The sequence below is a fragment of the Pseudomonas sp. KCJK8993 genome (genome assembly GCF_046230915.1).
Classification (GTDB): Bacteria; Pseudomonadota; Gammaproteobacteria; order Pseudomonadales; family Pseudomonadaceae; genus Aquipseudomonas; species Aquipseudomonas piscis.
Genome location: NZ_JBJJLO010000074.1, coordinates 1 through 25,800 on the forward strand (window position 1 = coordinate 1; position 25,800 = coordinate 25,800).

At 63.6% G+C, this 25,800-nt stretch carries 22 protein-coding genes; 16 read left to right on the forward strand and 6 right to left on the reverse strand.

The window, feature by feature from the left end; translation table 11 throughout:
* The 3 genes from ACK6AU_RS21105 to ACK6AU_RS21115 form a co-directional block, all read left to right on the forward strand.
* The coding region (locus tag ACK6AU_RS21105) for a septal ring lytic transglycosylase RlpA family protein (RefSeq protein ID WP_409301162.1) at window positions 1–334 on the forward strand (334 nt) is incomplete at its 5' end.
* Window positions 335–382: 48 nt separating this feature from the next.
* Complete coding sequence (locus tag ACK6AU_RS21110; protein ID WP_185699240.1) at window positions 383–1,447, forward strand: calcium/sodium antiporter; 1,065 nt, start codon at window positions 383–385, stop codon at window positions 1,445–1,447.
* Window positions 1,444–1,824, forward strand: coding sequence for a carboxymuconolactone decarboxylase family protein (locus tag ACK6AU_RS21115; protein ID WP_185699113.1), 381 nt, complete (start codon window positions 1,444–1,446; stop codon window positions 1,822–1,824). The genes ACK6AU_RS21110 and ACK6AU_RS21115 overlap by 4 nt, the downstream gene beginning before the upstream one ends.
* Before the next feature lie 40 nt (window positions 1,825–1,864).
* Here the strand turns inward: ACK6AU_RS21115 and ACK6AU_RS21120 are convergent, their stop codons facing one another.
* Window positions 1,865–2,806, reverse strand: a complete 942-nt coding sequence (locus ACK6AU_RS21120) for an AEC family transporter (RefSeq protein ID WP_185699112.1) — start codon at window positions 2,804–2,806, stop codon at window positions 1,865–1,867.
* A 245-nt stretch (window positions 2,807–3,051) separates the two neighbouring features.
* Between ACK6AU_RS21120 and ACK6AU_RS21125 the strand changes: the two genes are divergently transcribed.
* Window positions 3,052–4,689, forward strand: coding sequence for a phospholipase (locus tag ACK6AU_RS21125; RefSeq protein WP_409301165.1), 1,638 nt, complete (start codon window positions 3,052–3,054; stop codon window positions 4,687–4,689).
* 13 nt (window positions 4,690–4,702) lie between these two features.
* Window positions 4,703–4,894, forward strand: coding sequence for a hypothetical protein (locus ACK6AU_RS21130; RefSeq protein ID WP_022642299.1), 192 nt, complete (start codon window positions 4,703–4,705; stop codon window positions 4,892–4,894).
* Window positions 4,895–4,959: 65 nt separating this feature from the next.
* On the opposite strand, the gene ACK6AU_RS21135 is transcribed toward ACK6AU_RS21130, so the two are convergent.
* The 3 genes from ACK6AU_RS21135 to ACK6AU_RS21145 form a co-directional block, all read right to left on the reverse strand.
* Window positions 4,960–6,687 (reverse strand): ABC transporter ATP-binding protein/permease, encoded by a 1,728-nt coding sequence (locus ACK6AU_RS21135; RefSeq protein ID WP_185699110.1) that lies wholly within the window; start codon window positions 6,685–6,687, stop codon window positions 4,960–4,962.
* 98 nt (window positions 6,688–6,785) lie between these two features.
* Window positions 6,786–7,346: a response regulator transcription factor gene (locus ACK6AU_RS21140; RefSeq protein WP_053138573.1), complete on the reverse strand. Its 561-nt coding sequence runs from the start codon at window positions 7,344–7,346 to the stop codon at window positions 6,786–6,788.
* On the reverse strand, window positions 7,339–8,601 hold the full coding sequence (locus ACK6AU_RS21145) for an ATP-binding protein (protein WP_185699109.1): 1,263 nt from the start codon (window positions 8,599–8,601) through the stop codon (window positions 7,339–7,341). The genes ACK6AU_RS21140 and ACK6AU_RS21145 overlap by 8 nt, the downstream gene beginning before the upstream one ends.
* Before the next feature lie 250 nt (window positions 8,602–8,851).
* Here ACK6AU_RS21145 and ACK6AU_RS21150 point away from each other — a divergent pair, with 250 nt between their 5' ends.
* The 11 genes from ACK6AU_RS21150 to ACK6AU_RS21200 all read left to right on the forward strand — a co-directional run bounded on the left by ACK6AU_RS21150 (window position 8,852) and on the right by ACK6AU_RS21200 (window position 22,385).
* Window positions 8,852–9,571, forward strand: a complete 720-nt coding sequence (locus tag ACK6AU_RS21150; RefSeq protein WP_185699108.1) for an SIMPL domain-containing protein — start codon at window positions 8,852–8,854, stop codon at window positions 9,569–9,571.
* A 223-nt stretch (window positions 9,572–9,794) separates the two neighbouring features.
* Window positions 9,795–10,358: a helix-turn-helix domain-containing protein gene (locus tag ACK6AU_RS21155; RefSeq protein ID WP_185699107.1), complete on the forward strand. Its 564-nt coding sequence runs from the start codon at window positions 9,795–9,797 to the stop codon at window positions 10,356–10,358.
* Window positions 10,359–11,062: 704 nt separating this feature from the next.
* A complete protein-coding gene (locus ACK6AU_RS21160; RefSeq protein ID WP_409301169.1) occupies window positions 11,063–12,688 on the forward strand; it encodes an ABC transporter substrate-binding protein in 1,626 nt (541 codons plus the stop codon).
* A 263-nt stretch (window positions 12,689–12,951) separates the two neighbouring features.
* The gene (locus ACK6AU_RS21165; protein ID WP_185699105.1) at window positions 12,952–14,553 is read left to right on the forward strand and encodes an ABC transporter substrate-binding protein; all 1,602 of its coding nucleotides are present in this window, start codon (window positions 12,952–12,954) and stop codon (window positions 14,551–14,553) included.
* Between the two features lie 169 nt (window positions 14,554–14,722).
* Window positions 14,723–16,099, forward strand: a complete 1,377-nt coding sequence (locus tag ACK6AU_RS21170) for an OprD family porin (RefSeq protein ID WP_185699104.1) — start codon at window positions 14,723–14,725, stop codon at window positions 16,097–16,099.
* A gap of 79 nt (window positions 16,100–16,178) precedes the next feature.
* Window positions 16,179–17,774 (forward strand): ABC transporter substrate-binding protein, encoded by a 1,596-nt coding sequence (locus ACK6AU_RS21175; protein ID WP_185699103.1) that lies wholly within the window; start codon window positions 16,179–16,181, stop codon window positions 17,772–17,774.
* 72 nt (window positions 17,775–17,846) lie between these two features.
* Window positions 17,847–18,857, forward strand: coding sequence for an ABC transporter permease subunit (locus ACK6AU_RS21180; RefSeq protein ID WP_185699102.1), 1,011 nt, complete (start codon window positions 17,847–17,849; stop codon window positions 18,855–18,857).
* 11 nt (window positions 18,858–18,868) lie between these two features.
* Window positions 18,869–19,780 carry an ABC transporter permease subunit gene (locus ACK6AU_RS21185; protein ID WP_185699101.1) on the forward strand — a complete coding sequence of 304 codons (912 nt, stop codon included), beginning with the start codon at window positions 18,869–18,871 and terminating at the stop codon, window positions 19,778–19,780.
* A gap of 10 nt (window positions 19,781–19,790) precedes the next feature.
* A complete protein-coding gene (locus tag ACK6AU_RS21190) occupies window positions 19,791–20,759 on the forward strand; it encodes an ABC transporter ATP-binding protein (RefSeq protein ID WP_185699100.1) in 969 nt (322 codons plus the stop codon).
* Window positions 20,759–21,739, forward strand: coding sequence for a peptide ABC transporter ATP-binding protein (locus ACK6AU_RS21195; RefSeq protein ID WP_409301173.1), 981 nt, complete (start codon window positions 20,759–20,761; stop codon window positions 21,737–21,739). Before ACK6AU_RS21190 ends, ACK6AU_RS21195 begins: the two co-directional genes overlap by 1 nt.
* Window positions 21,740–21,953: 214 nt before the next feature.
* Window positions 21,954–22,385: a DUF2087 domain-containing protein gene (locus ACK6AU_RS21200; RefSeq protein WP_409301175.1), complete on the forward strand. Its 432-nt coding sequence runs from the start codon at window positions 21,954–21,956 to the stop codon at window positions 22,383–22,385.
* 75 nt (window positions 22,386–22,460) lie between these two features.
* Here ACK6AU_RS21200 and ACK6AU_RS21205 read toward each other — a convergent pair whose 3' ends face one another.
* Together ACK6AU_RS21205 and sbnB are read right to left on the reverse strand one after the other, a co-directional pair.
* Window positions 22,461–24,716: a PhpK family radical SAM P-methyltransferase gene (locus tag ACK6AU_RS21205; RefSeq protein WP_409301177.1), complete on the reverse strand. Its 2,256-nt coding sequence runs from the start codon at window positions 24,714–24,716 to the stop codon at window positions 22,461–22,463.
* Between the two features lie 44 nt (window positions 24,717–24,760).
* Window positions 24,761–25,792, reverse strand: coding sequence for a 2,3-diaminopropionate biosynthesis protein SbnB (gene sbnB, locus ACK6AU_RS21210; protein ID WP_409301179.1), 1,032 nt, complete (start codon window positions 25,790–25,792; stop codon window positions 24,761–24,763).
* Window positions 25,793–25,800 lie beyond the last annotated feature (8 nt).

Sequence of the window (25,800 nt, forward strand, 5' to 3'; positions counted from 1 at the left end):
CGGCGGCTGCGCCAGTAGCCAACTGGTCGATCCCCGGGGTTATGACGAGACCGGAACCGCCTCCTACTATGGCGCCCGGCATCACGGCAAGCGCACCGCCAGCGGCGAAGCCTTCGACCAGAACGGCCTCACCGCCGCCCATCGCCAGCTGCCCTTCGGCACCCGGGTGCAAGTCACCAACCTGGCCAACGACAAGCGCGTCGTGGTCCGCATCACCGATCGGGGCCCGCACACCCGCGGCCGCCTGATCGACCTATCCCGCAGTGCCGCCCAGCAGTTGGACATGCTGCGCAGCGGAACCGCGACAGTACGTGTCCAAGCCCTCAGCGACTGATACCCGGAGTTCACCATTACCGCCTTCGCCGAACTGCCCCTGCTCAGCCTGATCCAGCTCATCAGCGGCCTGCTGATGCTGGTCGCCGGTGCCGAGCTGCTGGTCCGCGCGGCCGTGCGCCTGGTAGTCCGCCTGCATGTGCGGCCGCTGATCATCGGCCTGACCATCGTCGCCTTCGGCAGCAGCGCCCCGCAACTGGCCATCAGCCTGCAAGCGACCTTGGGCGGCAGCACCGATATCGCCGTGGGTAGCGTGATCGGCAGCAGCATCTTCAACATCCTGGTGACCCTGGGCCTCTCGGCGCTGATCATTCCGCTGCGGGTTTCCCGGCAACTGGTGCGCCTGGACATCCCCTTGATGATCGGCGCCAGCCTGCTGGTGTTCGCCCTGGCCTCCAACGAGCACCTGGGCCCACTCGACGGTGCGCTCCTGCTGGCGGCGCTGGTGCTGTACCTGGCCCTGTTGTCGCGCCAGTCGCGCCACGCCAAGCGCCTGCCCCCTCCAGCGCCACCCGCGCGCAAGCACCCGGCGCCCTGGTTCAGCAGCCTGCTGCTGATCCTCCTGGGCCTGGGCCTGCTGGTATTCGCCGGGCACTTGCTGCTGGGCGCCGCGATCACCGTGGCCGACGACCTGGGCCTGTCGGAGCGGGTCATGGGCCTGACGGTGATCGCCGTCAGCGCCTCGCTGCCCCAGCTGGCCACCTCGCTGCTGGCCGCCCTGCGTGGCCAGCGCGATATCGCCGTGGGCAACGTGATCGGCAGCAATCTGTTCAACCTGCTGGGGGTCCTGGGGTTCACCGCCCTGGTGGCGCCCACGCCGCTGTCGGTCTCGCCCAATGCCCTGGATTTCGACCTGCCGGTGCTGCTCGGCGTCGCGGCCCTGTGCCTGCCGGTGTTCTATTCCGGCTACCGCGTAACCCGCGCCGAAGGCTTGCTGCTGCTCGGCCTGTACCTGGCGTACGGGCTGCACCTGATGTCCTTCACGACCGGCATGCCCCTGGCGGGCAAGCTGGAGCGCCTGATGCTGTTTTTCATCCTGCCGGCGCTGGTGGCGTTCCTGCTGTTCAGTTCGCTACGGGCCTGGCGCCGTCAACACAAGAGGGAAACGCCATGAGCGAAAACCATAAAAGCGGTCTGCAAATGCGTCGCCAGGTGATGGGCGATGCCTTCGTCGACCGCGCCCTGGGCAACGCCACCGAGTTCAGCCAGCCCTTGCAGGATTTCGTCAACGAACACGCCTGGGGCGGGGTCTGGAACCGCGAAGGCCTGCCGCTCAAGACCCGCAGCCTGATCACCCTCGCGGCCCTGACCGCCCTCAAGTGCCCGCAGGAACTCAAGGGCCATGTACGCGGCGCGCTGAACAACGGCTGCACTGTCGAAGAGATTCGCGAAGCGCTGCTGCACTGCGCGGTGTATGCCGGAGTGCCGGCGGCCATCGATGCCTTTCGCGCCGCCCAGGAAGTGATAGACGCCTACCAGCAGGACCAGTGATCTCTCGTCGCCGGTCGCCCCTGCACGCCGGCGAACCTCCCTAGATCCAGCCGCCCCACTGCAGCAGGAAGATCCCGATATTGGTGGTCACTGCCGCCATCACCGTGGTGATGACGATGATCGCCGCCGCCAGTTCATGATTGCCGTTGGCCGCCCGGGCCATGACGAAGCTTGCCGCCGCGGTGGGGCTGCCGAAGTACAGGAACAGGATTCCCAGTTCGGCGCCACGAAAGCCGCACAGCCAGGCCCCGAGAGTCGCCAGCGCCGGCAGGCTGATCATCTTCATCAGGCTGGAACTGATGGCCATCCGCCCACTGTTGCGCAAGGCCGCCATGGACAGGGTGCCGCCGATGCAGATCAGCGCCAGCGGCAGGGTCATCTGCGCCAGGTACTGCCCCGAAGTCTCGAGCCAGCCAGGCAGGCCGATCTGCCAATAGGCGAACGGCCCGGCCACCAGCACGCTGACGATCAGCGGGTTGCTGATCACGTTCTTGAAGATGCTCCAGGGGTCGGACTTGATCACCGGGCTGTAGACCGCCAGGACGATGGTCGACAGGGTGTTGTAGAAAAGGATCACCAGCGCCGCCAGCACCGCTCCCAGGGAAATGCCATAGCTGCCATACATGCTGGCCGCCAGGGCCAGGCCGATGATCGCGTTGTTACCGCGAAACGCTCCCTGGGTATAGATGCCGCGATCCTCCCGCGGACAACGCCAGATCGCCCAGAGCCAAGCCAGGGCGAAGCACGCCAGGGTGGCCAGGGAAAAATACACCAGCACCCCGGGCTTGAGCGACGAACGCAGGTCGGCGTGGACGATCCCCAGGAACAGCAACGCCGGCATGGTGACGTTGAACACCAGGGCCGAGGCGGTATGGATGAAGTTGTCGTTGATCCAGCCCACCCGCTTGAGCAACAGGCCCAGCAACAGCATGGCAAAGACGGGCGCGGTGATCGTCAGCGTTTCGAAAAAGATGGCCAGCATGGGCGGGTGGACCTTGAGCCTGTCGTCAGGCGGCCAATGATAATCCAATCGTCCCGCGACCGCCCGAGGCTCGAGCCGCCAGCCCTTGGGCCAGAGGCCTGGCCCCCACTCCAGGCGGGGCGAAAAAGCGTCGTGCCCCGGATGATTGCCATCTTGACGGGAAATGATTTTCGTTTATTCTCGAATTTAACTGTACATATATACAGTTAAATTCAAATAACCCATGACATATCAAGGAGCTAGAAATGTCAGGAGTCTCTGCACAGAAGCAGCAACCGCAACACGCCGGCAAGATCATCGCCGACCTGGACCGCCTGTTCACCGAACAAGGCATCGCCCTCAACGGCGATGGCGACAACCTGGTACTGGTCGCCGACGGCCACCACACCATCAAGTACCACCGCCCGGAACACCTGCCGCGTGCACCACAGCCCGTAGCGCCGGGCAAGCCATCGCTGCGTTTCGAAGGCGGCGAGCACACCGCCATCGGCGACAGCACCCTGCTGCGTTTCGCCAAGGACGCCCCCGCCATCCCTGCCTGGCAGGTCGAGCTGCACCTGCCCAACGGCCTGGCCCTGACCTACGGTCAGGTCGTCGCCCTGGGCGGTGACTTCTACGGTATTCCCGACCAACCGATCTGCGATGGCGCGACCCCGGCCGAACGAGTGCAACGCTTCATCGCCGCGTTCAATTCCCTGGCCGTGCTCCCCGCTGCCAAGGACGAGGCCCGGCAGATCCTGGCCGTGATGCAGAAGGAAATCGTCGCCGCCAACCAGGCCATCCGTGACGGCAAGCAACCCCACGAGGCCTATGACGCCCTTGGCGACAGCCTGTCCGAGGAATGGAACAAGATCACCGGCGGCGGCGGCGCCGTTTCCGCCCTGTTCCCCCTCGGCCGCTACCTGAAGCTGGCCGCCAACAACGCCGACCATTTCGGCGAATGGGCCCTGGCGGCCTACACCGCCGGCCATACCGCCGCCCTGCAGCAAGCGGTGCAGGCAGGCAAGGCCGCGGATGACAAGCAACTGGAACTGGCCTATGCGATGAGCGCCTTCGCCGACCACTTCCTGACCGACCTGTTCTCCGCCGGCCACGTACGGGTGCCGCGCAAGCAGGTGGCGGCGGTGGTCACTCCCAGCGACCTGGGTTCGCTGATCACCCGTTTCATGCATGACGAGGACAGCAAGTTCGGCCTCAATGTCAGCAACGCCCAGGGCGACCGCTGGCACTCCTACGGCGACAAACGCTATTTCGACAGTGTCGACCACCGCAATCGCCAGCTGGTGAAACTGGCGGTCCAGCGCTCGGCCGACGAGATCTTCGCCAGCTACCTCAGCGGCAGCCTGCCGGCCCCGGCCAGCTATGCGGCGCTGAAAGTGGTGCCGGACCTGAACGCCGCCAAGAGCGGCAACTTCTCGCCACTGTTCGTCACCAAGGGCGACCAGGTGCTGCGTCGCAGCGACGTCAACAACCTCAACGACAGCAAGACCATCGACAACTGGTGGGGCTGGAGCACCTACCTGCTGCTCAAGAACTACAGCCCCAACAAACCGGCGGGCTACCTGGAAACCCCCGGTGCGGTGCCTTCGATCGTCGCCGATGGCTGGCAGAGCCACACCCCCAGCGAGCCGAACTGGCTGCCGGGCCACGCGGTGCGCTACGCCGTCAGCGAAACCAATGGCTTGAACGAGTCGTACATCGGCCCCTGGTCGGCCTATGTCGAGCTCGGCGACAGCTTCCAGCCGACCCTGGCGATCCCGGCCGGCACCAGCAACAGCGGCGCCAGCGGGCGCAATGTGTTCCGCCAGTTCCGTGGCGGATCACCGGAGCTGATCGGCTCCATCGACAAGAACGCCACCCGCTTCATCGACCGCAACGCCTGACAAGGACATCACCATGGCTATCAATCTGAACCTGCAACTGGCCTCTGGCCAATCCCTCAAGGGCGCTCCGCTGGAGCTGCTGCTCAACGGCGCGCCCATCGCCCGAGCCAGCGTCGACGAACGCGGCAACGTGGCCTTCAACGCCAAGCCGGGCAGCGGCCAGCTGGCGGTGCGGGTCGACCGCACGATCCTCAAGAACGGCTGACGCCCGCGAAAAAAGGCCCGCACGGCAGCAGCTGCCGGGCGGGCCTTCGTACATCCGGGCGGTGATCAGGCGCTCAGGGTCTGCTCCACCAATTGGCCCTGGTCGATGCGAACATGCCGCGGATGGAAACGCTTGAGGCTGCTGCGGTGGCCGACACTGACGATGCTCAACCCCGGCAGTTGGTCGATCAACGCCTGGTACAACGCCGCCTCGTCTTCTTCATCCATGGCCGAGGTGGCCTCGTCCATGTACAGCCACTGCGGCGCATACAGCAGCGCCCGGGCAAAGGCCAGGCGCTGCTGTTCGCCCGGAGAAAGCATGCGCTGCCAGTGATTGCGTTCATCCAGGCGCGGTACCAGATGCGCCAAGCGGCAAGTGTCCAGCACTTGCTCGTAGCGTTCCTGGGCATAGCTGTCGCCCGCTTGTGGGTAACTCAGGGCCTCACGCAGGCTGCCAATGGGTAGGTAGGGTTTTTGCGGCAGGAACAGCGCACGCTGGTCCGGCAAGCGGATATGGCCGTGGCCCGCCGGCCACAAGCGCCCCATGGCCCGCAGCAGGGTGCTCTTGCCACTGCCGGAACGACCGCTGAGCATCAGCCGCTCGCCCGGATTCACGGTCATCTGCGCACCGGCCAGCAAGTGCCGGCCATCGGCCAGGTCCAGGCCCAAGTCATGCACTTGCAGCTGCTCGCCCTCGGTTTGCACGTCGATGGCCGGGGGGCGTTCCTCGTTGTCGCTCATGGCCTGGCGGAAACTCAGCAGACGGTCGCAGGTGGCGCGCCAGGCGGCGAGGTCGGAATAGGCCGTGATGAACCAGCTGAAGTTCTCCTGGACGTTGCCGAAGGCCGAGTTGATCTGCATCAGCTCGCCCAGCTCGATCTTGCCGGCGAAGTAACGCGGAGCGGCGACGATGAACGGGAAGATGATCGCGATCTGGCCATAACCGGCCGTGAAGAAGGTCAGGCGCTTGGACACTTTCATGATGTCCCAGAAGTTGTGCCAGACCTTGCCGAAACGACTGCTCAGGCGCTGGTTCTCGTTCTTCTCGCCGTCATACAGGGCAATACTCTCGGCGTTTTCCCGGACCCGCACCATGGAGAAACGCAGGTCGGCCTCGAAACGTTGCTGCTGGTTGTTCAGGCCGATCAACCGGCGCCCGATCAGGTGGGTCAGCCAGCTGCCGACCAGGGCATACACCAGGGCGCACCAGAACATGTAGCCGGGAATGGTATAGCCCAGCACCTCGATGCTGCCGGACACGCCCCAGAGGATGATGGAAAAGGACACCAGGCTGACCAGGTTGCGGATCAGCCCCAGGCCCAGCGCCAGGGTGTTGGTGGTGAAGCTGTTGAGGTCCTCGGAAATCCGCTGGTCAGGGTTGTCGGTGTAACCGCCCTGCTCCAGCTGGTAGTAGTTCTTGTTGTCCAGCCAGCGGGCGAAATGCTTCTCGGTGAGCCAGGCCCGCCAGCGGATAGTCAGCATCTGGGTCAGGTACAGGCGGTACACCGCGCCCAGGATCGCCACCGCGGCAATACCGCAGAAATACAGGATCAGGTGCCAGAATGCCGCTTCGTCCTTCTTCTGCAAGGCGTTGTAGAAGTCCTTGTACCAGCTGTTGATCCATACCGAGATGGCCACGCTGAACAGCGACAGGCCGATCACCGCGATCAACAGCAGCCAGGCCTTGCCCTTTTCCTCGCTGCGCCAGTAGGGCACGGTCATGGCCCACACCCGACGGAAGAATTGCCCGCGCACGGCATCGTTGACCGCGGAGTATTCAGCGTTCTGATTCATCATTGGAGCTCGATTGAGAGGGGGAAAGCGTCGAGCCGATCATAGTCGATCGGCTCGCTTTTTCACCTGCCCCGGGGGACATGGGCACCCGGCGCGGATCAGCGGCGGACGGGGCGCTTCTGCAGCTTGCGCTGCAAGGTACGGCGATGCATGCCCAGGGCCCGGGCAGTGGCGGAGATGTTGCCTTCGTGCTCGGTCAGCACCCGCTGGATATGCTCCCATTGCAGGCGGTCCACCGACATCGGGTTTTCCGGTACCAGGGTGTCGAGGTCGGCATGCTCGGACAGCAGCGCGGCCAGTACATCGTCGGCGTCCGCCGGCTTGCACAGGTAGTTGCAGGCACCGCGCTTGATCGCCTCCACCGCGGTGGCGATGCTCGAGTAGCCGGTGAGGATCAGCACGCGCATCTCCGGGTCCAGCTCCAGCAGCTTGGGCAGCAGCACCAGCCCGGAATCGCCGTCCATCTTCAGGTCCAGCGCGGCGTAGTCCGGCAGGTCCTGCTGGGCCAGCGCCAACCCCTCCTCGGCGGAACCCGCGGTGCTGACGCGAAAGCCCCGGCGACTCATGGCCCGCGCCATCACGCGGGTAAAGGTAGCGTCATCATCCACCAGCAACAGGTGCGGCAGTTCCTCGCCTTCGACTTGGTTCTCTTCACTCATGGTCGTCTCCTCGGGCGGCACGGGGCAGGCGCAGCTCGGTGAGCGTACCGCCTTCCTCATGGCTGTAGAGTTTTACTGAGCCACCAGCGCGGGTCACGCTGGCCTTGCTCAAGAACAGGCCCAGGCCGAAACCTTTGCCCTTGGTGGTAAAAAACGGTTTGCCAATCTGCTCGGCGATGGCCAAGGGTACTCCGGCGCCGTGGTCGCGGATACTGATGGTCAGGTCCTCCGCATTCCAGTCCAGGCGCACCTCCAGGCCTTCTGGGCAGGCGTCGGCGGCATTGTTGAGCAAATTGAGCAGGGCCTGGGTCAGGTCCGGTGGCGGCGCCAGGCGTGGCGCCGGGCCCTGGCCCAGCAGGTGGAAACGATAGCTGGCTTCCGGACGCATCAGGTGCCAGCGGTTCAGGGCTTCGTCAAGCCACTGGGTGACATCTTGCATCTCTACCGCCATCCGCCGATTGGCTTCGGCGGCGCGCACCAATTGCTGCAAGGTTTCCTTGCACAGCTTGACCTGGTCCTGAAGCACGGACAGGTCATCCTGCAGCAACGGATCGGGATGGTCCTGGCGCATTTCCTTGAGCAGCACGCTCATGGTCGCCAGCGGCGTGCCCAGCTCATGGGCGGCCCCGGCGGCCTGGGTAGCCACGGCCAGCAGCTGCTGGTCGCGCAGCCCTTCCTCGCGGCGGATCGCCCGCAGTTCTTCCTGGCGCCGCAGCTCCTCGGCCATCCGTGTGGCAAAGAAGGTAATCACCGCCGCGGCCAGGGCAAAGCTCAGCCACATGCCGTAGACCTGCAGGTTCTCGCGGGCGATGGGCAGGGTCTGCAAGGGATAGAACCACGCCAGCAGCAGGGTATAGAGCGCCAGGGCGATTCCGGAAAGCACCACCGAATAGCGCCAGGGCAGGGTCACCGCGGCGATGGTCAGGGGCACCAGGTAATAGGAGACGAAGGGGTTGGTGGAACCGCCGGAGAAATACAGCAGCACGCTGTGGATAAATAGGTCGCAGGCCAGTTGCAGGGCATATTCCAGCTCCGTCACCGGCCATGAAGTGCGCAAGCGGATAGCGGTGAAAGCGCACAGCACCATGGAGAACACCAGGGTGATGCCCAGTTGCAACCAGGGCAGCGGCAGCAGGTCCAGCCAGTAGGCAAGCCCCACCGAACCGGCCTGAGCGGCCAGAACCAGGGTGCGGATGAAGGTCAGGCGCCAGAGGTTCTGGCGGGTTGCGGACAGCAATTTTACGGGGGCGAGCATGAGCTCTCCTGATGAGCGCTCCAGGGCAATCGGCGGAAGTATAACCAAGCAGCCCCCGGCACAGGCAAAACTGCGGCAAAGCGCCACAGGAAAAGCAGCGGCAAGCTTTGAGCTACAAGCACAAGTCCCGGAATAAGGGACGCCAAGATGTATCAAAGTTGTAATGGGTGCAACTGGGAATAAAAGCTAGAGTCTTATCGCTCACGCAGGCGCGAACCTTTGGCTTGCAGACCGCACTCAAGGAGATCCCATGCAGCACTTCACCCGCAGCGTCGCCCTTCTGGCCCTTGGCGCCGGCACCCTCACCAGCCTGCCTGCCCTGGCCGCCGATGAATTGCACTACAACCAGGTTTCCCTGCGTGCCGAAGCCAGCCAGGAAGTGGCCCGGGACTTGATGATCGTGACCCTCTACAACGAGGCGCAAAACTCCGATCCGGCCAAGCTGGCGGCAGACGTCAGCACCACCATGAACAAGGCCCTGGAGCAGGCGCGCCAGGTCAAGGGCATCACCCTGAGCCAGGGCAGCCGCAACAGCTATCCGATCTACGACAGCAAGGGCCAGAAGATCACCGGCTGGCGCGAGCGCGCGGAACTGCGCCTGGAAAGCGCCGACTTCGCCGCCCTGTCCAAGCTGACCGGCGAGTTGCTGGCCAACCTGAAGATGGACGGCATGGACTTCGCCATCGCTCCCGCAACCCGCAAGGCCAGCGAGGATGCCCTGCTCAAGGACGCGGTCCAGGCATTCAAGGCCCGGGCCCAGCTGGCGACCGAGGCACTGGGTGGCAAGGGCTACAAGATCGTCAGCCTGAACCTCAACGCCGATGGCTATCCACAGCCCTACCTGCGCGCCCCGATGATGAAGGCCGCCAGCGCGGACTTCGCCTCCGCCCCCGTCACCCCGGAAGTCGAGGCGGGTACCAGCAAGGTCAACATGACCGCCGACGGCGCCATCGAAGTGCTGATGCAATAAGCCCTATACCCTCCACGCAAAACGGCGACCCCGTGCAAACGAGGCCGCCGTTTTGTGTTTCTGCCTGTCGTCAGGCGAATTAGGAAAACTCGCCCTGTTGTGTATGAATCCAACCGGCGAGGTGATGTTACAGTGACGTCCCCGTCATGAATCTGTCATACGTTATTGACGTCCACCGGATACACACCGGGTAAACTGCAGCTTTCCAATAAGAGTCTCTTCAATGACCGCAGATCGCATCGGCGAACGCCTGCGCCGCTATCGCCGCGCCGCCAAGAAAACCCTGCGCCAGATTGCCAGCGAGTCCGGTCTGACTGCCAGCTTTCTCTCCCAGGCAGAACGCAATCTCACCGGGGTGTCCATCTCATCCCTGGTCAACATCGCCAAGTCCCTGAACGTCCCGCTGAACGCCCTGTTCGACCAGCCCATCCAGGCCCAGCCCGACTCCCACGACGGTGAGCGGGTGCGCTATACCATCGAGGGCCAGCCGCTGGCCTATGAGCGCCTGTCCAGTTCCTTTCCCGGGAACATGATCAACGCGGTCAAGATGAACATATCAGTGGGATATCAATCAGAACTCATCTCCCATGATGGGTCGGAGTTTTCCTACGTTCTCTCTGGACAGATCGTGTACACCATCGAAGGCCGGCAATACCCACTCGGCCCCGGCGACTCGGTGCACTTCGACGCGACCAAGGCCCACTTCCTGGCCAATGTCGGCGATGGACCGGCAGAGGTCCTGACCGTCACCACCATGGGCCTGTTCGACGACCATCCTGCCTCCTGAAATCCATCCCCGCCAAGCCTGCCGAACCTCAAGGACGAGGCTTTGCGCAGGAGAAAAGTTAGCCATGCTTAATTTTCGTTGACCGCAATTTCAGCATGACTTAATTTCGGCATCGGCGAGTGGCCATGCAAGCACATGACAGGCACTCGTCAGCGCCGCATAGGGTCCATGGGTTCATCCATTTCCCATGGCAAGGCGAGTTGCCACGGCCCACAAGGCCACCCTCAGGTAAGCCCTAGAAAAAGAAAAAATGAGGTTTGCATGTGTAAGTTCCAACCATTCCAGGTTTGGCAGGCCGCCGGTCTGAGCCTCGGCTCCCCGCTGCCCCACGCCGTTGGCAACCATTTCCCCTCTTCTTCCCTTCCGGCCGCCAAGGCGTTGCAGCTCCCCTGCGGGGCCGCCCGTGCGCCGGAAAATCCGCTACGCAAGCCGCTCGCCGTCCGCCCGGGGCGCGCACCATTACGGGGCACGATCGTCCATGCATGCCCACCCAAAAGGCGGAAAATGCACCATAAAGAACCGGCGCAAACGATCAAATGCGTCAAGATTTATACAAATGCGTCATTACTGTACGTTCGTTCCACTCTTTGATACCCGTGTCGGCCCCGCATCTTGCATTGGGTATGGGGCCTGCATAAGTATCGGCGGGTCGACTCACAAGGTCGCCCTCAACACCAACAACGACAACAAATCCTGAGGCCACCATGTTCAAACAAGCAGTCATTCCGTTTTTAGTCAGCGCCGGTCTGCTGGCCAGCGCCCCCATCGCCCAGGCGGCGACTAATCTGGTGTTCTGTTCCGAGGGCAGCCCTGCCGGTTTCGACCCGGGCCAGTACACCACCGGAACCGACTTCGACGCCTCGGCCGAGACCCTGTTCAACCGTCTCAGCCAGTTCGAACGTGGCGGCACCGCGGTGATCCCGGGCCTGGCCACCAGCTGGGACATCTCCGAAGACGGCCTGACCTACACCTTCCACCTGCGCGAAGGCGTCAAGTTCCATACCACGCCGTACTTCACCCCGACCCGCAACTTCAATGCCGACGACGTGGTGTTCACCTTCACCCGGATGATCGACAAGGACATGCCGTTCCGTAAGGCATACCCCACCGAGTTCCCGTATTTCACCGACATGGGGATGGACACCAACATCACCAAGATCGAGAAGCTCGACGACAAGACCGTGCGTTTCTCGCTGAAGACCGTCGACGCCGCGTTCATCCAGAACCTGGCCATGAGCTTCGCCTCCGTCCAGTCCGCCGAATACGCCGACAAGCTGCTCAAGGAAGGCAAGACCAGCGACATCAACCAGAAGCCGATCGGCACCGGCCCGTTCGTGTTCAAGAGCTACCAGAAAGACTCGAACATCCGCTACACCGGCAACAAGGACTACTGGAAACCCGAAGACGTGAAGATCGACAACCTGATCTTCGCCATCACCACCGACCCATCGGTGCGTATCCAGAAGCTGAAGAAGAACGAATGCCAGGTCACCCTCTTCCCGCGTCCGGCCGACCTCAAGGCCATCAAGGAGGACAAGGACCTGAAGATGCCTGAACAGGCCGGCTTCAACCTGGGTTATGTCGCCTACAACGTGATGCCGGTCCTCAGGGGCCGCACCGACGCCAACCCGCTGGCCGACCTCAAGGTACGCCAGGCCCTGGACATGGCGGTGAACAAGCCGCAGATCATCGAGTCGGTGTACCAGGGCGCCGGCCAGCTGGCGGTCAATGCCATGCCACCGACCCAATGGTCCTACGACACCACCATCAAGGACGCCAAGTACGATCCCGAAAAAGCCCGCCAACTGCTCAAGGAAGCCGGCGTCAAGGAAGGCACCCAGATCACCCTGTGGGCCATGCCGGTACAGCGTCCCTACAACCCCAACGCCAAGCTGATGGCGGAAATGCTGCAGTCCGACTGGGCGAAGATCGGCCTGAAGGTGAACATCGTCAGCTATGAGTGGGGCGAGTACATCAAGCGTTCCAAGGGTGGCGAGAACCAGGCGATGATCATCGGCTGGAGCGGCGACAACGGTGACCCCGACAACTGGCTGGGCACCCTGTTCGGCTGCGACGCCATGAACGGCAACAACTTCTCGAAATGGTGTGACAAGCCTTACGACGCTTTGATCAAGCAAGCCAAGGCCACCTCGGATGTCGCTAAACGCACCGAGCTGTACAAGCAGGCGCAGCACATCCTCAAAGATGCAGTCCCGATGACACCTATCGCGCACTCGACGGTGTTCCAACCCATGCGCGCCAACGTGCAGGACTTCAAGATCAGCCCGTTCGGCTTGAACGCCTTCTACGGCGTGAGCATCAGCAAGTAGCTTGCGACGACGGTGGCGTCCTGACGCCACCGTCGCCCTGCCCCCGACTGAGTCCCCCGGCCTCGACGCAACTGCGCCACCTCGCAGCCGCACGATCCCGGGGCCGTACCCGAAAAGACAGCCGGATACGGCCCAGGCCCTCGGCTTGCCAGGGCGACGGTGGGCATTTGGGCAACCATGGTTTGGCATCAATGACCTGTACAGGCTCCAGGAAGGAGCCATGGTCCCTTGATCATCACAACAAAAAATGGAGATGGATCGTCATGCGTCACTCCTTGATCATCCCGGCGTTGCTGGGCAGCGGCCTGTTGGTCGCCAGTTCGTTGGGCCAGGCCGCCGACCGCAGCCTGGTGTTCTGCTCCGAAGGCAGCCCGGCCGGTTTCGACACCGCGCAATACACCACGGCCACCGACAACGATGCCGCCGAGCCGTTGTACAACCGCCTGGTGGAGTTCGAGAGAGGCGCGACCAACGTCTTGCCCGCCCTCGCCACCCGCTGGGACATCTCCGAGGATGGCCTGAGCTACACCTTCCACCTGCGCGAGGGCGTGAAGTTCCACAGCACCTCGTACTTCAAGCCGACCCGTGACTTCAATGCCGACGACGTGCTGTTCACCTTCAACCGCATGCTCGACGCCGACCACCCGTTCCGCCGTGCCTACCCGACGGAGTTCCCCTACTTCAACGGCATGAGCCTGAACAAGAACATCGCCAGGGTCGAGAAGAGCGACCCGCTGACCGTGGTCATCACCCTCAATACCGTGGATGCGGCGTTCATCCAGAACCTGGCCATGAGCTTCGCCGCGATCCTTTCCGCCGAATACGCCGAGCAACTGCTCAAGGCCGGCACCCCGAGCCAGATCAACCAGAAACCCATCGGCACCGGTCCCTTCGTCTTCCAGCGCTACCAGAAGGATTCGCAGATCCGCTACACCGCCAACCCGCACTACTGGGACCCGAGCCGGGTCAAGCTCGACCGCCTGATCTTCGCCATCAACACCGATGCCTCGGTGCGGGTGCAGAAGCTGCGCGCCGGCGAATGCCAGGTCACCCTGCACCCGCGCCCGGCCGATGTCGACGCCCTGAAGAGCGATCCGAAACTGCAAGTGATCGAGAAGCCCGGGTTCAACCTCGGCTACATCGCCTACAACGTGCAGCACCAGCCGTTCGACCGCCTGGAAGTGCGCCAGGCGCTGGACATGGCGGTGAACAAGCCGGCGATCCTCAATGCCGTGTACCAGGGCGCCGGCCAGCTGGCGGTCAACGCCATGCCGCCGACCCAGTGGTCCTACGACGACAGCATCAAGGATGCCGCCTACAACCCGGACAAGGCCCGCGAGCTGCTCAAGGCCGCCGGGGTCAAGGAGGGCACGCAGATCACCCTGTGGGCCATGCCCGTGCAGCGCCCCTACAACCCCAACGCCAAGCTGATGGCCGAGATGCTGCAGGCGGACTGGGCGAAAATCGGCTTCAAGGTGAAGATCGTCAGCTACGAATGGGGCGAGTACATCAAGCGCACCAAGAACGGCGAGCACGACGTCAGCCTGATCGGCTGGACCGGCGACAACGGTGACCCCGACAACTGGCTGGGCACCCTGTACAGCTGCGATGCCATCGGCGGCAACAACTATTCGATGTGGTGCGACCCGCAGTACGACAAGCTGATCAAGCAGGCCAAGATCGTCACCGATCGCGACCAGCGCACCTTGTTGTACAAGCAGGCCCAGCAGCTGCTCAAGCAACAGGTGCCGATCACCCCCATAGCCCATTCGACGATCAACCAGCCGTTGAGCGCGAAAGTCGAGGGCTTCAAGGTCAGCCCCTTTGGCCGCAATTCCTTTTCCGGGGTCGGCCTGACCCCATAACCGATGAGCCTAGAACCCTGAGGGCGTTTTTCGTCCTCATGCAGGCGTATTGCCTGGATTCAGAGAATGAGCACCCTGCAAACGTTTGCGATGCCTTGAATGAGTTCCAAAAAACCAGCCGGCCGAAAAAAACCGGCAAGTAAAAAAACAAAACAAAGGAGCATCACCCATGAAACTGAGCAGCAGCGCATTGTTAGCCCTGGCCATCAGTAGCATCACTGCTACGGCCTATGCAGAGAGCGTCAGCCAGGACTTCGTCCCGACTGAACTGAACAGCAAGAATGCCCAGGCCGAGTCCAAGGGGTTCATCGAAGGCCAGAGCCTGTCCGGGACCACCCGTAACTGGTACGCCAACGAATTGAAGCGTCGTAACGACCGCTTCTCCTACAACCACAACGGCCAGCCGACCTCCACGCCGCGCCGCATCAACTGGGTGCAGGGCACCATCCTCAACTACACCTCCGGCTTCACCGAAGGCACCGTTGGGGTCAGCACCGAAGTCGCCGCCTACAACGCCATCGCCCTGGACCGTGACCGCAAGCACATCGCCGGCAAGAACAACCGTACCCTGACCCATTCCGACGGCGACGCCGTGGGCCAGTGGAGCAAGCTGGGCCTGGCCAACGTCAAGTTCCGCGTCTCCAACACCACCCTGACCGTCGGCCGGCAGAACGTCAGCACACCGATCGTCGATGTCATCGGCAACCGTGCACTGCCTTCGAGCTTCGAAGGCGCCAGCATCCATAGCGAAGAATTCAACAACCTGTCGTTCGACGCCGGCACCTACGACCGGGTATCGCCACGGACCGAGCAGAGCCTGTCGAAATTCCGCGCCGAATACACCAACAACAAGGCCGAGACCGATCGCGTCAGCCTGATCGGCGCCAACTACCAGCCGCTCAAGAGCCTGAAGACCAGCCTCTACGCCTCCAAGGTGGAAGACTTCTGGAACCAGTACTACTTCGGTGCCACCCACGAACTGGGTGACAGCTCGGTGCTGGGCCTGACCACCGGCCTGAACTACTACAAGACCGTCGATACCGGCAAGAAAGAGATGGGCGAGATCGACAACGATACCTACTCGCTGTCCCTGGGCCTGGCCCACCAGGCCCACAGCCTGACCTTCTCCTACCAGGCGGTGAACGGTAACGAGTACTTCGACTACCTGCACGAAACCAACGGCATCTACCTGGCCAACTCCCTGCTCTCGGACTTCAACGGCCCGAACGAGAAGTCGTTCCAGATCGCCTACGGCCTGAACATGGCCGAGTACGGCGTGCCCGGCCTCAAGTTCAACCTCTACCAGGCCCGCGGCTGGGGCATCGACGGTACTCACTACCGCGGTACCGCCTACGACGTCAGGAACATGGACGGCGAAACCCACTACGAATACGGCATCGGCGCCAGCTACGCCGTGCAGAGCGGCCCGCTCAAGGCCACCGCGATCCGCGCGACCTACACCACCCACCGCGCCAGCAAGTACCAGGCCGACGGCAACATCAACGAGTTCCGCCTGGTCACCACGGTACCGTTCAATATCCTATAACCCACCAGTTGAAGGGCGGAGTCATGACGAGTCCGCCCTTCAAGCTACGCTGGCTCCATCGTTCGAAAGGGGGTTCTCGATGAAAATGCTACCCATGAAAGCGGCCATGAGCGCCGCACTGCTGAGCGTCGCCCTGGGCGCCGCGGCCAAACCCTTGGTGGTCTGTACCGAAGCCAGCCCGGAAGGTTTCGATATGGCCCAGTACACGACCGCGGTGACTGCCGACGCAGCGGCGGAAACCATTTTCAACCGGCTGGTGGACTTCAAGCCGGGCACCACGGACATCCGGCCAGCGCTGGCCGAGTCCTGGGAAATCAGCCCTGACGGCCTGCAATACACCTTCCACCTGCGCAAGGGCGTCAAGTTCCACAGCACCGACTACTTCACCCCGACCCGCGACATGAACGCCGACGACGTGCTCTGGAGCTTCCAGCGCCAGCTGGACCCGAAGCACCCCTGGCATGACAAGTCCAGCGTGGGTTTCCCCTATTTCGAAAGCATGGGCTTCAAGGAACTGCTCAAGAGCGTAGAGAAAGTCGACGACCACACCGTGGTCTTCACGCTGACCCGCCGCGAAGCTCCGTTCCTGGCCGACCTGGCCATGGCCTTCTCGTCGATCTTCCCGGCCGAATACGCCGACAAGCTGCTCAAGGAAGGCAAGACCCTGGAGCTCAACAGCAAGCCGATCGGCACCGGCCCGTTCATCTTCACCCGCTATGCCAAGGACGCCCAGGTACGGTTCAAGGCCAACCCGGACTATTTCCGTGGCAAGCCGCCGGCAGAAGCACTGATCCTGGCGATCACCACCGACAACAACGTGCGCCTGCAAAAGCTCAAGGCCAACGAATGCCAGATCGCCCTGTATCCCAAACCCGATGACATCCCCAGCATCAAGGCCGACCCGAACCTGAAGGTCGATGAGCTGGCGGCCATGACCACCGGCTACATCGCCATGAACACTACCCGCAAGTACATGAGCGACGTACGGGTACGCAAGGCGATCAACATCGCCTTCGACAAGGAAGCCTACCTCAACAGCCTGTATGGCCCGGGCAACGCCTTGGCCGGCACCGGCCCGTACCCACCGACCCTGCTGGGCTTCAACAGCAGCTTGAAGAACCCACCCCGGGACCTGGACAAGGCCCGCGCCCTGCTCAAGGAAGCCGGCGTGCCCGAAGGCACGGTGATCACCCTGTTCACCCGCAACGGCGGCGGCCCGACCAACCCCAACCCACTGCTGGGCGCGCAGATGATGCAGGCCGACCTGGCCAAGATCGGCCTCAAGCTGGATATCCGCGTGATGGAATGGGGCGAAATGCTCAAGCGCGCGAAGAACGGCGAACACGACATGGTGTCCGCCGGCTGGGCCGGGGATAACGGTGACCCGGACAACTTCCTGACCCCGAACCTGAGTTGTGACGCGGCGAAAAACGGCGAAAACTACGCCCGCTGGTGCAACAAGACCTTCCAGGACCTGATCGACCAGGCCCGCGCCGACACTGAACCGGCCAAGCGTGCCGAGCTCTATGAAAAGGCCCTGCTGGTCTTTGAGCAGGATCAACCCTGGATTCCCATGGCCTATCCGAAAATGTTCACCGCCATGCGCAAGAACGTCGAGGGGTATCACCAGAGCCCCCTGACCAACAACAACTTCGCTACCACCCAGGTGAAGTAATAAGAAACGCCCGCCGCTCCCGACCTGGGAGCGGCGGACACGCCTAACCGGCTGATTGAGGTACTTCAGAAGATGTTTAGTTTTATTGCCCGCCGTGTGGGGTTATTGATTCCCACATTCTTCGGCATCACCTTGTTGACCTTCGCCCTGATCCGCATGATTCCCGGCGATCCCGTGGAAGTCATGATGGGCGAGCGCCGGGTCGACCCCGAGATGCATGCCCAGGCAATGGAACGCCTTGGATTGAACAAACCGCTGTATGCCCAGTACCTGGACTACATCGGCAAGCTTGCCCATGGCGATCTGGGCGAGTCCCTGCGCACCCGCACCAGCGTCTGGAGCGAGTTCTCCTCGCTGTTCCCCGCGACCCTGGAACTGGCCATGGCCGCCCTGCTGTTCGCCGGTGTCATCGGCCTGCTGGCCGGGGTGATCGCCGCCCTCAGGCGCGGCTCGCTGTTCGACCACGGGGTGATGGGAATTTCCCTCGCCGGCTACTCGATGCCGATCTTCTGGTGGGGCCTGATCCTGATCATGTTCTTCTCGGTGAGCCTGGGCTGGACCCCGGTTTCCGGACGTATCGACCTGCTCTACGACATCGAGCCCAAGACCGGCTTCATGCTGATCGATACCCTGCTGGCCGGCGACACCGGCGCCTTCGTCGATGCCCTGGAACACCTGGTCCTGCCCGCCATCGTGCTGGGCACCATTCCCTTGGCGGTGATCGCGCGGATGACCCGCTCCTCGATGCTCGAAGTGCTGCGTGAGGACTACATCCGTACCGCCAAGGCCAAGGGCCTGTCGCCCAACCGGGTGGTCTTCGTCCATGGCCTGCGCAACGCGCTGATCCCGGTACTGACCGTGGTCGGCCTGCAAGTCGGCACCCTGCTGGCCGGCGCGGTCCTGACCGAAACCATCTTTTCCTGGCCCGGCATCGGTAAATGGCTGATCGAAGCCATCGGCGCCCGGGACTATCCCGTGGTGCAGAACGGCATCCTGTTGATCGCCTGCCTGGTGATCATGGTCAACTTCGTGGTGGACATCCTCTACGGCTTTGCCAACCCACGCATCCGTCATCAGCGCTGAGGCCAAGACTCATGAGTACTCCAACTTCCTCGGTAGCAGTCGATCAAAGCCTGCTTTACCCGTCCGTCTACAAAGAATTCTGGCAGCACTTCTCCCGCAACAAGGGCGCCGTGGCCGGCTTGCTGTTCATGCTGCTGGTGGTGTTCTGCGCGATCTTCGCCCCCTGGGTAGCGCCACATAACCCCAGCGAGCAATACCGCGACTTCCTGCTGACCCCACCCGCCTGGCTCGAAGGCGGGCAGATGCAGTTCCTGCTGGGTACCGACGAACTGGGCCGCGACCTGCTCTCGCGGCTGATCCAGGGTTCGCGCCTGTCGCTGCTGATCGGCCTGTCGTCGGTGGTGATGTCGCTGATCCCGGGGATCCTGCTGGGCCTGTTCGCCGGTTTCTTCCCACGCCTGCTGGGCCCGAGCATCATGCGCCTGATGGACATCATGCTGGCCCTGCCTTCGCTGCTGCTGGCCGTGGCCATCGTCGCCATCCTCGGCCCAGGGCTGATCAACACCGTGATCGCCATTGCCGTGGTCTCGCTGCCGTCCTATGTGCGCCTGACCCGCGCCGCGGTGATGGGCGAACTCAACCGCGACTACGTGACCGCCGCCCGCCTGGCCGGTGCCGGCCTGCCGCGCCTGATGTTCATCACCGTGCTGCCCAACTGCATGGCACCGCTGATCGTCCAGGCCACCCTGAGCTTCTCCTCGGCGATCCTCGACGCCGCCGCCCTGGGCTTCCTCGGCCTCGGCGTCCAGCCGCCTACCCCCGAGTGGGGCACCATGCTGGCCTCGGCCCGCGACTACATCGAACGCGCCTGGTGGGTCGTGAGCCTGCCCGGCCTGACCATTTTGCTCAGCGTGCTGGCAATCAACCTGATGGGCGACGGCCTGCGCGATGCGCTGGATCCGAAGCTCAAGAATGCCGCCTGAGGAGATTCCCATGTCACTGTTAGAAATCAAGAATCTCAATGTCCGTTTCGGCGACGCCAAGGCCGTTCCCGTGGTGGATGGCCTGGACCTCAAGGTCGACAAGGGCGAAGTACTGGCCATCGTCGGCGAGTCCGGCTCCGGCAAATCGGTGACCATGATGGCCCTGATGGGCCTGATCGAGCATCCCGGCATCGTCACCGCCGACGCCCTGACCTTCGACGGCAAGGACATGCTCAAGCTCAGTGCCCGCCAGCGCCGGCAGATCGTCGGCAAGGACCTGGCCATGGTCTTCCAGGACCCGATGACCGCACTGAACCCCAGCTACACCGTGGGCTTCCAGATCGAGGAAGTGCTGCGCCTGCACCTGAAGATGTCCGGCAAGGCCGCCCGCAAGCGCGCCATCGAACTGCTGGAGAAGGTCGAGATCCCGGGCGCCGCCAGCCGCATGGACGCCTACCCACACCAGCTGTCCGGTGGCATGAGCCAGCGCGTGGCGATCGCCATGGCCATCGCCGGCGAACCCAAGCTGCTGATCGCCGATGAACCGACCACCGCCCTGGACGTGACCATCCAGGCACAGATCATGGACCTGCTGCTGAGCCTGCAGAAAGAGCAGAACATGGGCCTGGTGCTGATCACCCACGACCTGGCCGTGGTGGCCGAGACCGCCCAGCGCGTCTGCGTGATGTACGCCGGCCAGGCCGTGGAAGTGGGCAAGGTGCCGGAGCTGTTCGACATCCCCGCACACCCCTACAGCGAAGCCCTGCTGGCGGCGATTCCCGAGCACAGCCTCGGAGCCTCGCGGCTCTCGACCCTGCCGGGCATCGTTCCCGGCCGCTATGACCGGCCCCAGGGCTGCCTGCTATCGCCACGCTGCCCCTACGTCCAGGAAAACTGCCGCCAGCAGCGGCCCAGCCTCGATCCGCAAGCCGCCAGCCTGGTGCGCTGCTTCTACCCGCTCAACCAGGAGGTGGCGTAATGGCCGTCGTTCTTACCGCCCGCGACCTGACCCGTCACTACGAAGTGTCCCGGGGCCTGTTCAAGGGCCATGCCACCGTCCGCGCGCTCAATGGCGTGTCCTTCGAACTGGAGGCCGGCAAGACCCTGGCCGTGGTGGGCGAATCCGGGTGCGGCAAATCCACCCTGGCCCGGGCCCTGACCCTGATCGAGGAGCCATCCTCGGGCTCGTTGCAAATCGCCGGCCATGAGGTCAAGGGCGCCACCAAGGCGCAGCGCAAGCAACTGCGCCGCGACGTGCAGATGGTGTTCCAGAGCCCCTATGCCTCGCTCAACCCACGGCAGAAGATCGGTGACCAGCTGGCCGAGCCGCTGCTGATCAACACCCAGCTGTCGGCCACCGAGCGCCGCGAGAAAGTCCAGGCGATGATGAAGCAGGTGGGCCTGCGCCCCGAGCATTACCAGCGCTATCCACACATGTTCTCCGGCGGCCAGCGCCAGCGCATCGCCCTGGCCCGGGCGATGATGCTGCAACCCAAGGTACTGGTGGCAGACGAACCGACCTCGGCCCTGGACGTGTCGATCCAGGCCCAGGTGCTGAACCTGTTCATGGACCTGCAGCAGGAATTCAACACCGCCTACGTCTTCATCTCGCACAACCTGGCGGTGGTGCGCCACGTCGCCGACCAGGTACTGGTGATGTACCTGGGCCGGCCGGTGGAAATGGGGCCCAAGGAGGACATCTACAACCGTCCCCTGCACCCTTACACCCAGGCCCTGCTCTCGGCGACCCCGGCCATCCACCCGGACCCGGACAAACCGAAGATCAAGATCGCCGGCGAGCTGCCCAACCCGCTGAACCCGCCGCCCGGCTGCGCCTTCCACAAGCGCTGCCCGTACGCCACCGAGCGGTGCAGCACCGAGGAGCCGGCCCTGCGCCAGCTCGACACGCGCCAGGTGGCTTGCCACTACGCCGAGCAGTTCCTCGACGGCGCGGCCTAGCGGATCCGGCGGGCCGATAAGGCTCGCCCTGTCGTTGAAGCGTTACCCCCCCCTTCTGTCTCGATTGCGCATCGGTCGGGCAGAAGGGTTTTTTTTCGCCGCCGAATGGCGCAGACCGGAGCGCCCCATCGGCCGATGGCCAGTGCCATACTGGCTGCCGTGCTGCCCTGCGTCGGCGGCACCGCACCGATCCCTCAGACCCAAGGAGCAAGACATGGACAAGGAGTTTCCCAACGATTTCGACCAGTGCGTCGCGACCCTGACGCACCTGAGCAAAAAGAACGGGCTGACACTGGGCCGCCTGAACCGCCAGGAACTGGCCGCCCTGCTGCTTTACGTCAGCGCCGCGTTGTCGCCCGGCAAACGCTACAGCGAGCGCGAGGCCACCGTCGCGCTGGACCAGTGGCGCTCACGCTTCGCCCCCATGCTGCGCAGCGACATCGTCGAGCTGCGCCGCACCTTGATCGACGCCGGCTACTGGGCACGGGATCCCGACGGGCACGCGTATGAAATCGCGCCGGCCCTCAAAGGCAACGGCCTGTTCGTCAGGCTTATCGAGGAGCGCATCGAAACCCGCATCGCCGAACAGTTGCGGGCCGCCGCCCTCGAACGCGAAGCGCGCAAGAAGGCCGCCCTGCAAGGCTGACCGGCCTCTCCCGCCAGCCAGGGGAGCCCGGGATGAACCGCACGCTCCCCTCCCCGACCGCGCTGCGCCAGGCTTCTATTGCGCCTTGAGGATCACCAGCGGCTCCTCGGCCTCGCCGGCGCGGTCAGCGTCCTGGCGGGCATCCGTCCACCGGACGAAATTGGTGAGCGCGCTGGCGACGCGACCTTCGTGGCCGGAACGCGAAAGCACCAGGTGCATGTAGGGAGCGCTGTCCAGGCAGGCCTCAGCGTGCGGCACGCCTGCGAAGACCTTGAGCACTGGCTGATGCGCAACGATGCCAGCGGCACGCAGCCGTGAATGGCGCGATAGCAGGTACCGTTCATGGCTGTCGAGACGGGACGCCCGGGCCAACGATGCCGACACATCGGCGCAGAGCGCCTCATCGCTGCACCCGGCGAGCGCGTCGACGGCGATCAGCCGCTCACCCTCGCCGTCGATCCACTGCACCAGGAAACGGTCGCTGCCCAGCGTCTTCGAGGCCTGCCTGAGAAACTGCACGGCCACGCCGACGTCCGGATCAGCGCCGCGGTCCCTTTGCGCAACGCCCATGACCGGCGTCTGCGTCTGCTTGCCGGTCTGCACGCCCAAGGCGTGTGCCGGGTCGGGATCCACCCGCCTCGCGGTTTCCCGCAAGCGCGCCTCGGCTTGCTTGAACCGCACGGCGGCCGCCCTGGAAAGGCTGACCGCGCCGACGCGCGGCGCCTGGGCCGGTAGCGCCGCGCTGAACCGGAAGCGCTCCGTGACCGGATCCGGCAGGGGCGCATCGTCCCCGTGCAACAATTGATGTTTCACCGCCGCATTGAACCCGTCCAGATAACCGAGGATGTTGCGTTTCTCCATGCCCATACGGTGCAGGTAGAACAGGCTCCACTGCTCGAAGCCGAACTGCGGCAGCCAGGTCGAGTGCTCGGCCGTGAGGAAGAACCGCTCGGTGATGGACGCCGCCTGCTCGCTGTCCATCGTGGCGTGGGCCCAGTCGAACCCCGCCCCTGTGATCCCGTACTTCTCCCGGTCGTTCCAGATGGGGGTCAACGGATCGCAGTACCACACCTGGGCACGGAAGGTGTCCGGTCGGAAGGTCTCGATGAAGTCCAGGCTCTCCTGCACCGTTTCCAGGGTTTCCCCGGGAAACCCGATGATGAAGGAAGCGTGCGTCGCGATGCCGGCAGCGCGGAACGCCGTGATCGCCTGCTCGTAGTTCTTTCTGCGCGAGGTCTTGCGCATCAGGGCGAGCATCTTGTCGGAGGCCGACTCGATGCCCAGAAACACACCTTCGCACCCAGCCCGCGCCATCAGCTCAATGGTCTGCTCATCGCCCTGGTCTGAACGGTAGAACGAGTTCCACTTAAAACCGTATCGGTTGTCGATCATCATCTGCATGATTTCGCGGAACCGTTGCTTGGGCACGTTGAACGTGTCGTCCAGGAACGTGACCGTGTCCACGGTGCCGATGGCCTTGATCGCGTCCAGTTCCCGCTCCACGTCGGCGGTGGACAGGTAGCGGTACTTGCCGGCCCGTTGCGGGAATCCGCAGAAGGCGCAGGAATAGGGACAGGACTTGGCCGTGCGCGTCGACAGGAAACGCCCGATGCCCCTGGGCTGGAACAACCGGTAGTTGACGAAGTTCTCCTTCAGTTCGTTGTATTCGGGCTCGTCCGCCCCGAACACCCAACCGTCGCCCTCCATCACCGCCGTGCGGCTCAGGCCCGCCACGGGACGGCCTGCGTTCACGGCCTCCAGCACCTGCCGCAGCGTGTCCTCGCCCTCGTTGCTGTTGATGTAGATGTCACCGCCCAGGACGCTCAGATAGTCGCCAAGCATGTCGCGCTCGTGGGCCTTGAACAGTCCGCTGATATAGGGGCCGCCAATGATGATCCGGACCTGCGGCGCGCAGGCGCGCACGAAATCCACGATTTCCTGCACCGGGTGCGGCATCACGTAAAGGGTCGTGGTGATGACCACGGTGCTGAAGTCGCCGGTGCTGAGCTTCTGCGCCAGGACGTCCTTTTCGTGCTGGAACAGGTTCACGTAATCGAAGGCGATTGCGTGCTTTTCCAGGTAGGAGCCCAACACCATCACCACGGGCCACAGGAAATCGGCGTTGTTGAGGTTCAGGTCACTCAGGCCTTGCATCCTGCGGGTCTTGTTCAGGACGCCTAGGGCGTGGCACCGCTCCCCGTCGTAATCGACGAACGCCAGCCGCAGGTCGCGCTTCGCCGCAGCGTCCGGCGCGAGCTGGTCAAGCATCTGGCAATACTCTTCGAACGAAAAGTCGTTGAAACCGATGATCATGCATTTCTTGTTTTGCATCGGGTCGTTCCTCCCTGGAATGGATGGCTGTGGCGAACGGCCGGTCAGCCGGCGGCCGGCGCCCAGCGCCGCGTATCGGGAATGAAGTCCGGGATGCAGGTATGCCTCCCCGTTTCCAGGCACCGTTCGACGAACAGCTTGCCCACCGCAATGTCCAGGACCCCCAACCCGAAGGGCGAGAAGATCAGGGGGCGCGAGCGGTCCACCTGCTCCGGGTGGTTCAGGACATCGGCGAGCGTGCCGTTGACGAAGGAGCGGTCGCCGTACTTCTGTTCGGTCAGGTGCGGTGACGTGTTGGCCTTCATGCAGTGCTCGACGTCATCGAAGATGTTGAACGACCGCCAGATGATGTCCGGACCGATGTCGCGCAGCGAGACGTTCAGAACGATCTGCCCCGGCGCGAACACCGAGTCCCCTGTCACATAGGGCTGCCCCGCGTTGGTGGCGAACACGACGATCCCGGCGCCTTCGATGGCGCTCTCCAGGTCTTGCGCGGCTTGTGCGTTGTGGCTGCCCTGCGCTTGCGCATGCCGGCAGAGCTCGGCGGCCGAAGCGGCATCGAGGTCGAACACGTTGACTTGCCCGAACGTCCAGCCGTCCGCCATGAAGAAATCGAAGATCGCCCTGGCAATGACGCCGGCGCCCACGAAGGCGATGGTCATGGCAGGGCGGCGCCCGGCGCTCAGCGCCCGGGCGGCGATGACTGCCGAGGCGGCCGTGCGCGCGGCGCTGATCTGCGAGGCCTCCAGGCAGGCCACGGGATAGCCGGTCTCGTAGTCGTTGAGCAGCAGCACCGCCGAAGCCCGCTGCAGGTTGCGCTCGATGTTCCCCGGATAGCTGGCGATCCACTTGATCCCGGAAACGGGTGAGTCGCCGGCGATGGCCGCCGGCAGAGCGATGATGCGGTCCGCCTGGCGGTCCGCGAAGCGCAGGAAATAACTGTCGGGATTGTTGGTCAGCCCGGCGTCATGCTGCAGATAGGTGGTTTCGACCAGGCTCAGGATGTCCGCCCGCAACGAGGGCATGAGCGCGGCGATCTGGGCGCCGGAGACGATGGTCAGGGGATGGGACGACATGTTTGCGG